This window comes from Planctomycetota bacterium, from assembly GCA_035574235.1.
In the GTDB taxonomy this organism is placed as follows: domain Bacteria; phylum Planctomycetota; class MHYJ01; order MHYJ01; family JACPRB01; genus DATLZA01.
On record DATLZA010000044.1, the window covers coordinates 1 to 6,377 of the forward strand.

7 protein-coding genes are annotated in these 6,377 nt (G+C 72.1%); all 7 read right to left on the minus strand.

Features of this window, described 5'->3' with window-relative positions; all coding sequences use genetic code 11:
• Positions 1 to 1,201, minus strand: a 1,201-nt coding sequence (locus tag VNO22_03495; GenBank protein ID HXG60416.1) for an NADH-quinone oxidoreductase subunit M, incomplete at its 3' end; no start/stop codon positions are given.
• Positions 1,198 to 3,051, minus strand: a complete 1,854-nt coding sequence (gene nuoL, locus VNO22_03500) for an NADH-quinone oxidoreductase subunit L (GenBank protein HXG60417.1) — start codon at positions 3,049 to 3,051, stop codon at positions 1,198 to 1,200. The genes nuoL and VNO22_03495, both read right to left, overlap by 4 nt.
• Before the next feature lie 2 nt (positions 3,052 to 3,053).
• Positions 3,054 to 3,362 carry an NADH-quinone oxidoreductase subunit NuoK gene (gene nuoK, locus VNO22_03505; GenBank protein HXG60418.1) on the minus strand — a complete coding sequence of 103 codons (309 nt, stop codon included), beginning with the start codon at positions 3,360 to 3,362 and terminating at the stop codon, positions 3,054 to 3,056.
• Positions 3,359 to 3,862, minus strand: a complete 504-nt coding sequence (gene nuoJ, locus VNO22_03510; GenBank protein HXG60419.1) for an NADH-quinone oxidoreductase subunit J — start codon at positions 3,860 to 3,862, stop codon at positions 3,359 to 3,361. The genes nuoK and nuoJ overlap by 4 nt, the downstream gene beginning before the upstream one ends.
• 18 nt (positions 3,863 to 3,880) lie before the next feature.
• Positions 3,881 to 4,396: an NADH-quinone oxidoreductase subunit NuoI gene (nuoI, locus tag VNO22_03515; GenBank protein HXG60420.1), complete on the minus strand. Its 516-nt coding sequence runs from the start codon at positions 4,394 to 4,396 to the stop codon at positions 3,881 to 3,883.
• 44 nt (positions 4,397 to 4,440) lie between these two features.
• Entirely contained in the window at positions 4,441 to 5,370 is a 930-nt protein-coding gene (gene nuoH / locus VNO22_03520; protein ID HXG60421.1) for an NADH-quinone oxidoreductase subunit NuoH, read from the minus strand.
• A 20-nt stretch (positions 5,371 to 5,390) separates the two neighbouring features.
• Positions 5,391 to 6,377: molybdopterin-dependent oxidoreductase (locus VNO22_03525; GenBank protein HXG60422.1), on the minus strand; the 987-nt coding region annotated here is incomplete at its 5' end.

Here is a 6,377-nt window from a genome sequence, read left to right on the forward strand (position 1 = left end):
GCTCCCGCCGATACGCCCCCAGAAGCGTCAGGAACTCTCCCACAAACGGCGCCAGGCCGGGCAGGCCGATCCCGGCCGCCGTGAAGAACAGCGCGGCGGTCCCCAGCCGGGGCACGGACGGCCAGAGCCCCCCCAGCCGGTCCAGGTCCCGCGTGCGCGTCCGCTCCTCGATCGCGCCGGCCAGCAGGAAAAGCGCCCCCGTCGCCAGCCCGTGTCCCACCATCTGCGCCACCGCCCCGCGCAGCCCCTCCTCGTTCCGCGAAAACACCCCCAGGAGGACGAATCCCATGTGGCTCACGCTCGTGTACGCCACCAGGCGCTTGAGGTCCGTCTGCGCGAACGCGAGGAACGCTCCGTAGAGAATCCCCACCGCCCCGAGCGCCCGCCCGAACGGCGCCAACGCCTCCGCCGCGCCGGGAAAAAGCGGAACGGCGAAGCGAAGAAGACCGTAGCCCCCCGTCTTCAGGAGCAGTCCCGCCAGAATCACGCTGCCCCCCGTGGGCGCCTCCGTGTGCGCGTCCGGAAGCCACGCGTGAAGCGGCACGGCGGGCAACTTCACCAGGAACGCCCCGAGAAACCCCGCCAGGAGCCACGCTTCCGCCCCCGCCCCCAGCGGCGTGCCGAGCAGGCTTCGATAGGAGAACGTCCGCTCCCCCGTCGCACGCTCGTGCAGGACCGAAAGCGCCAGGATCGCCAGCAGGAGAAACAGCCCTCCCGCCTGCGTGAAGACGAAAAATTTCAGCGACGCCGCCAGCCGCCGCTCGTGCCCCCAGATGCCGATCAGGAACGTCATCGGGACCAGCATCAGCTCCCAGAAGAGATAAAAAAGCAGAAGATCGAACGCGACGAAGACCCCCACCACCCCCGCCAGCGTCCAGAGCAGGTTGAAGTGAAAGAATCCCACCCGCTCCCGGATCTCCGTCCACGACGCCGCCACGGCGATCAGGCCCAGAAACAGCGTCAAGAACACCAGCGCCAGACTCAGCGAGTCCAGGCTCAGGCGGAGGCCCGCGCCGAAGCGGGGGATCCAGGGCCACGACGCCTCTTCCACCCCCGGCGCCGCCGCAGCCCACGCCGCCAGCGCCAGGTCCGCCGCGAGCGCCGCCACCGCGAGGCCCCGCGCCCATCCCGGTCGGCGCCCCGCCAGAAGCGCCCCGATCCCGCCCCCCAGGAGCACGACCACAAGCGCCGCCGGAATCATGCCGCCACCACGAGAATCGCCACGAGAAGAATCGCTCCGATCGCGATCGCCCCCGCGTACGTGCGGAGACGCCCGGTCTGCGTGCCGGCCAGCCCCCGATGCGCCCGCTTCGCCGCCCGCTCCAGGGCGCGCGGGATCTCGTCGGCCACGTCCTCGCGGGCGGCCCTCGCCAGCCGCTCCACCGGGCGCCCCACGAGAGCCCCGTACGCGGCGTCGAATCCCCATCCCTGAAGCGCCCCCTTCCGGATCGCCTCCGCCGCACGACTCCGGACGAGCGCCTCCCTCCAGGCCGGCCGGACTCCCCAGAGCGCCAGCGCCACGGACGCTCCCAGCAGCGGAACCCAGAGCGCCGCCGCTTCGAACAGAACCGGTACTTCAGGCCCCGACGGGGACGGAAGCGCCCGCCCGAGGAACGCCAGGGCGGGCCCCTCCAGAAGACCCGCCCCGACCGTGAGAATCGCCAGCGCCGCGATCGGAGGCCGCAGGATCGCCGGCGGACGCTCCGCGGGCACCCTTCGTTCGGGCCCGAAAAAGACGAGAAACACCAGGCGGAAGGCGTAAACCGCCGTCAGCGCGGAGCCCGCCAGAAGGACGCACGCCAGCCCCGGGCCGCCCCGGGACGAGGCCCACACGCCGGAAAGGACGGCTTCCTTGCTCCAGAAGCCCACCGTCGCGAAGGGCAGCCCCGCCAGCCCCACCGCGCCGATCGCGAAGGCGATCCCCGTTCCGGGCATCCGCCGCGCCGGCCCGCCCAGGCGGAACACGTTCTGCTCGTGCCGGGCCGCGAGAATGATCGCTCCCCCCGAAAGGAAGAGAAGCGCCTTGAAAAACGCGTGCGCCGCGAAATGGAAGATCGCCGCCGCCGCGGCGCCGGCTCCCAGCGCGGCGAACATGAGGCCGATCTGGCTCATCGTGGAGTACGCGAGCGCCCTCTTGAGATCCCTCTGCGCCAGCGCCGATCCGCCGCCCAGAAGGAACGTCGCCGTCCCGATCGCGGCCACGACCGCCTGGACGGACGGCGCCGCCGCCAGAATCCCCGAGGTTCGCGCCAGGAGGTAAACCCCCGCGGCCACCATCGTCGCGGCGTGGAGAAGCGCGCTTACGGGCGTGGGGCCCGCCATGGCGTCGGGCAACCACGTCTGGAGCGGCACTTGGGCCGACTTGGCCGCCGCGCCCGTCACCAGAAGGGCCGCCGCCAGGACCGCGGGCCCGGTATCGGGCACCCACGCCGCCGGAGCGCGCGCGACGGCCGAGACCTCGAGCGTGCCGAGCGACGTCGCCAGGTGGAGGAGGCCCACCGCCAGAGCCGCGTCCCCGAGACGGGTCATGACGAACGCCTTCCGCGCCGCCCGGACATTGGCCGGCTCCGCGAACCAGAATCCGATCAGGAGATAGCTCGCCAGGCCCACGCCTTCCCAGCCCAGATAGAGGAGCGCGAGGTCGTCCGCCAGCACGAGGACGAGCATCGCGCCCACGAAGAAATTCATCAGAGAGAAGAATCGCCGGTACCCCTCCTCGCCCGCCATGTAGCCCACCGAATAGAGGTGGATCAGGAACCCGACCGAGGCCACGACCGCCGCCGCCGTCGCCGAGAGCGCGTCCAGGCGGAACGCCAGGCGCGCGGTGAAGTCGGGCGCGGCCATCCAGGATCCGAGAACGACGCGCCGCTCGACCCCCGAGGCGGCCTCCCCGGCGAGCGCCAGCGCCAGGAGCGCCGCCAGCCCCGCGGCCCCCACGGCGGTGGCGGCGGCCGCGCGCTCGGACAGCCGGCGTCCTCCGAGCGCGATCGCCAGCGTCCCCGCCCACGGGAGGACGGGAAGGAGCGCCAGGCCCGCATCCGCACACGTCATCGTCATCCCCGCATCTGGCTGGCCGCGTCGGCGTCGAGCGTCCGGAACTCCCGGTAGAGCCGAAGGACAAGGGCCAGCGCCACGGAAAGCTCCGCGCCCGCCACGGCCAGGATGAGGAGGAACATCGCCTGCCCCTCCGGCCGCCCCCACCGGGCTCCCGCCGCCACGAAAGCCAGGCCCGCCGCGTTGAGCATCACCTCCACCGCCACGAGCGCGAAGAGGATGTTCCTCCGCGCCACGAGCCCCGCCATCCCGGCCGCCAGGAGGATCCCCGCCAGGGCGAAGACCGCTTCCACGCCCGCGCGCGTCACGCCGCCTCCTTCCGCTCCCCCGGCCGGCCGAGGTGAAGGGCCGCCACGAGCGCCGCCAGGAGCAGGAAGGACGCCAGCTCCACCGCCAGAACGTACGGCCCGAAAAGCGCCGCCCCCGTCCCGGCGGCGCTCACGGGGCGCAGCGCCTCCTCCCGCGCCGGGGCCCCGCGCGTCACGACGAAGAGCGTTTCCCCCAGAAGCAGCGCCGCGAGCGCCGAGGGTCCCTTCCAGACGGCGGGCCGCCGGCGCTCGGGATCCTCGGCCTCGGGCCGTTCGGGAAACATCATGACGACGAAGAGGAAGAGCACCAGGATCGCGCCGGCGTAGAGGATGATCTCGAGCGCCCCGACGAGCGGCGCGCCCACGAGGAAGAAGACCGTCGCGGTCGCCAGAAGAGAGACGAGGAAGTAGAGGAGTCCCTGGACCGGATGGCGCCGGGTCAGGGCCAGCAGCGTCGAGCCCGCCGCCGTCGCCGCCGCCGCGAAGAAAGGCACGTCCATGGGGCGCCCCGCGCGTCCTTACGGAAGGAGGGTGCGGACGTCCACGGGCGGGTCGTCCTGTTCCCCTTCTCCCTTGTCCTTGCCGCCGATGGCCACCCCGGCCACGCGGTAGAAGTTGTATCCCGGGTATTTCCCGGGCCCCCGGATGAGGAGGTCCTCCTTCTCGTAGACCAGGTACTCGCGGCGATACTCGCTCATCTCGAAGTCGGGAGTGAGCTGGATCGCGTACGTGGGACAGGCTTCCTCGCAGTATCCGCAAAAGATGCAGCGCGAGAAGTTGATCCGGAAAAACGCGGGGTAACGCCGCCCGGTCGCGTCCTCCGCGGCCTGGAGCGCGATGCAGTCCACGGGGCAGGCGACCGCGCACAGGTAGCAGGCCACGCAACGCTCGCCGCCGTCCGGGTCGCGGGTGAGGACGATCCGCCCCTTCCAGCGCGGCGCCCGGGCGCGCCGGACGTCAGGATAGGGGATCGTCGCCCGGCGCCGGAAGGCGTGACGGAAGACCAGGACGATCGTGCGCAGCAGGCTCCACATCGACGGTTCCCCGCGGAAGAGAAGACCCGCGCGGCGCGCGTTCGTCACGCGCGCGCCGCCCGCCAGAGCGCCGCCCCCGCCAGGTTTAGAAGCGCCAGCGGCAACATCGCCGTCCAGCCGAACCGCAAAAGCTGGTCGTACCGCGGCCGCGGCAGCGCCGCGCGCACCAGGATGAAGAGCGCCAGGAGCGGCGCCAGCTTGATGAAAAACCACGCCGCCGGAGGCAGCAGCGGACCGCGCCAGCCCCCCAGAAAGCACGTCACCGCCACCGACGCGATCGTTGCCATCCCCACATACTCTCCCACGAAGAAGAGCGCGAACTTGAAGCCCGAGTACTCCGCGTGAAAGCCCGCCACCAGTTCGCTTTCCGCTTCCGGAAGGTCCAGCGGCGAACGGCGCGTCTCCGCGATTCCGGCCACGAGGAAAACGAGAAACCCGGGAAGCTGCGGAAGAACGAACCATCCGTCCTTCTGCGCCTCCACGATGTCGCTCATCCGGAAGGAACCCGCCAGCGCCGCCACGCCCAGAAGCGAAAGCCCCATGAAAACCTCGTAGCTCAGAACCTGAGCCCCCACCCGCAGGCTTCCCAGCAGCGCATACTTGCTGCGCGACGCCCATCCCCCCAGCAGCACGCCGTAGACCCCCAGCGCGGAGGCGCCCAGAAAGAAGAGAAGTCCCACGTCCAGATCCGCCACCCCCCAGCCGGGCGCGAAAGGGATCACCGCCAGCGCCGCGAGCGCCGCCACCGCCGTCAGCGCGGGCGCCAGAACGAAAAGCGTCCGGTCCGCGAACGGCGGAACCCAGTCCTCCTTCGCCAGGAGCTTGATCAGGTCGGCCGCGACCTGCAGGAGCCCGAACGGCCCGACGCGATTGGGCCCCAGCCGATCCTGCCACAGCGCCAGAAGCCGCCGCTCCAGCCAGATCATGCCGCCCGCCAGGCTCAGCGCGCCGCCCAGCACCGCCGCCGTCTCCATCAGAATCCTGGGAATCCCGCTCATGCCGGCCCCCGGATCGCCCCCCACGCGGGAAGCTCCACCCCCGGCATCCCCGGAAAGCCCGCCGGGAATCCCGCCACGCCCTCCGGCCACTCCGGCCGAACCTCCAGCGGAAGCCTTCCGGCGAACCCCGGCAGGCGGACCTCGACCGCCGTTCCCGAAACCGCCCTCAATCGCTCCGCATCCGCAGCCCCCAGGACGATCGCCGCCCGCGGAATCCGCTCGCGCACCGCGGGCCCCCGGGCGCTCAGCTCCTCGCTCCCGAAGACATGCGCCACCGGCACGAAGAACCATTTCCCCTCGCTCCGGCGAAACGGCGGTCCCCCGTCGAGCCTCCACGGCGCGCCCCCCGGAGGCCCCGGCTCGAGAAGCCGAACTCCGGGGTCCCCGCCCGCGAGCGGTCCGTCCGCCTCGCTCTGGAACTTGTGGATCGCCTGCTCGGAGTTCCACCCCGGCGCCCAGACGTACGCGAGCAGCGGCGGCGGCGGAGGCCCGCCGTATCCTTCCATCGAGAACGCCAGCGGGGCGTCCGGATCGTCCGGCGGCCTCGGTTCGTGAACCGTCCGGTGCGCCGCGATCGCCGTCCGGCCGCTGGCGCGCGGCGGCTGCCGGGGAATCTTCTGATCGAGAATCCGAAACCAGGCCGGCGGCGCGCATTCGGTCACGCGCGCAAGCTCCGGAACCGCCGCCGCCAAAGCCGCCGTCACGTCGTCCAGCCGCTCCCAGCCCGACATCGCCTCCCGCCCGGCCGCCCGCGCGAGGTCCCGCAGCCACCGCCAGCTCTCCTGGACGTCCCCCTCGGGGACGAGCGCCTGGAAAAACCGCTGGGCGCGGCCCTCGGAGGAAACGAGCGTCCCGTCCCCCTCCGCGAACGTCGCCGCCGGAAGCGCCACGTCCGCCCGTTCCGTCGTGGGCGTCACAAGCGCGTCCAGCGCCACGACGAGCCCGGCCCGGCCGAAAAGCTCGTCCACCGCGTCCGCCGGCAC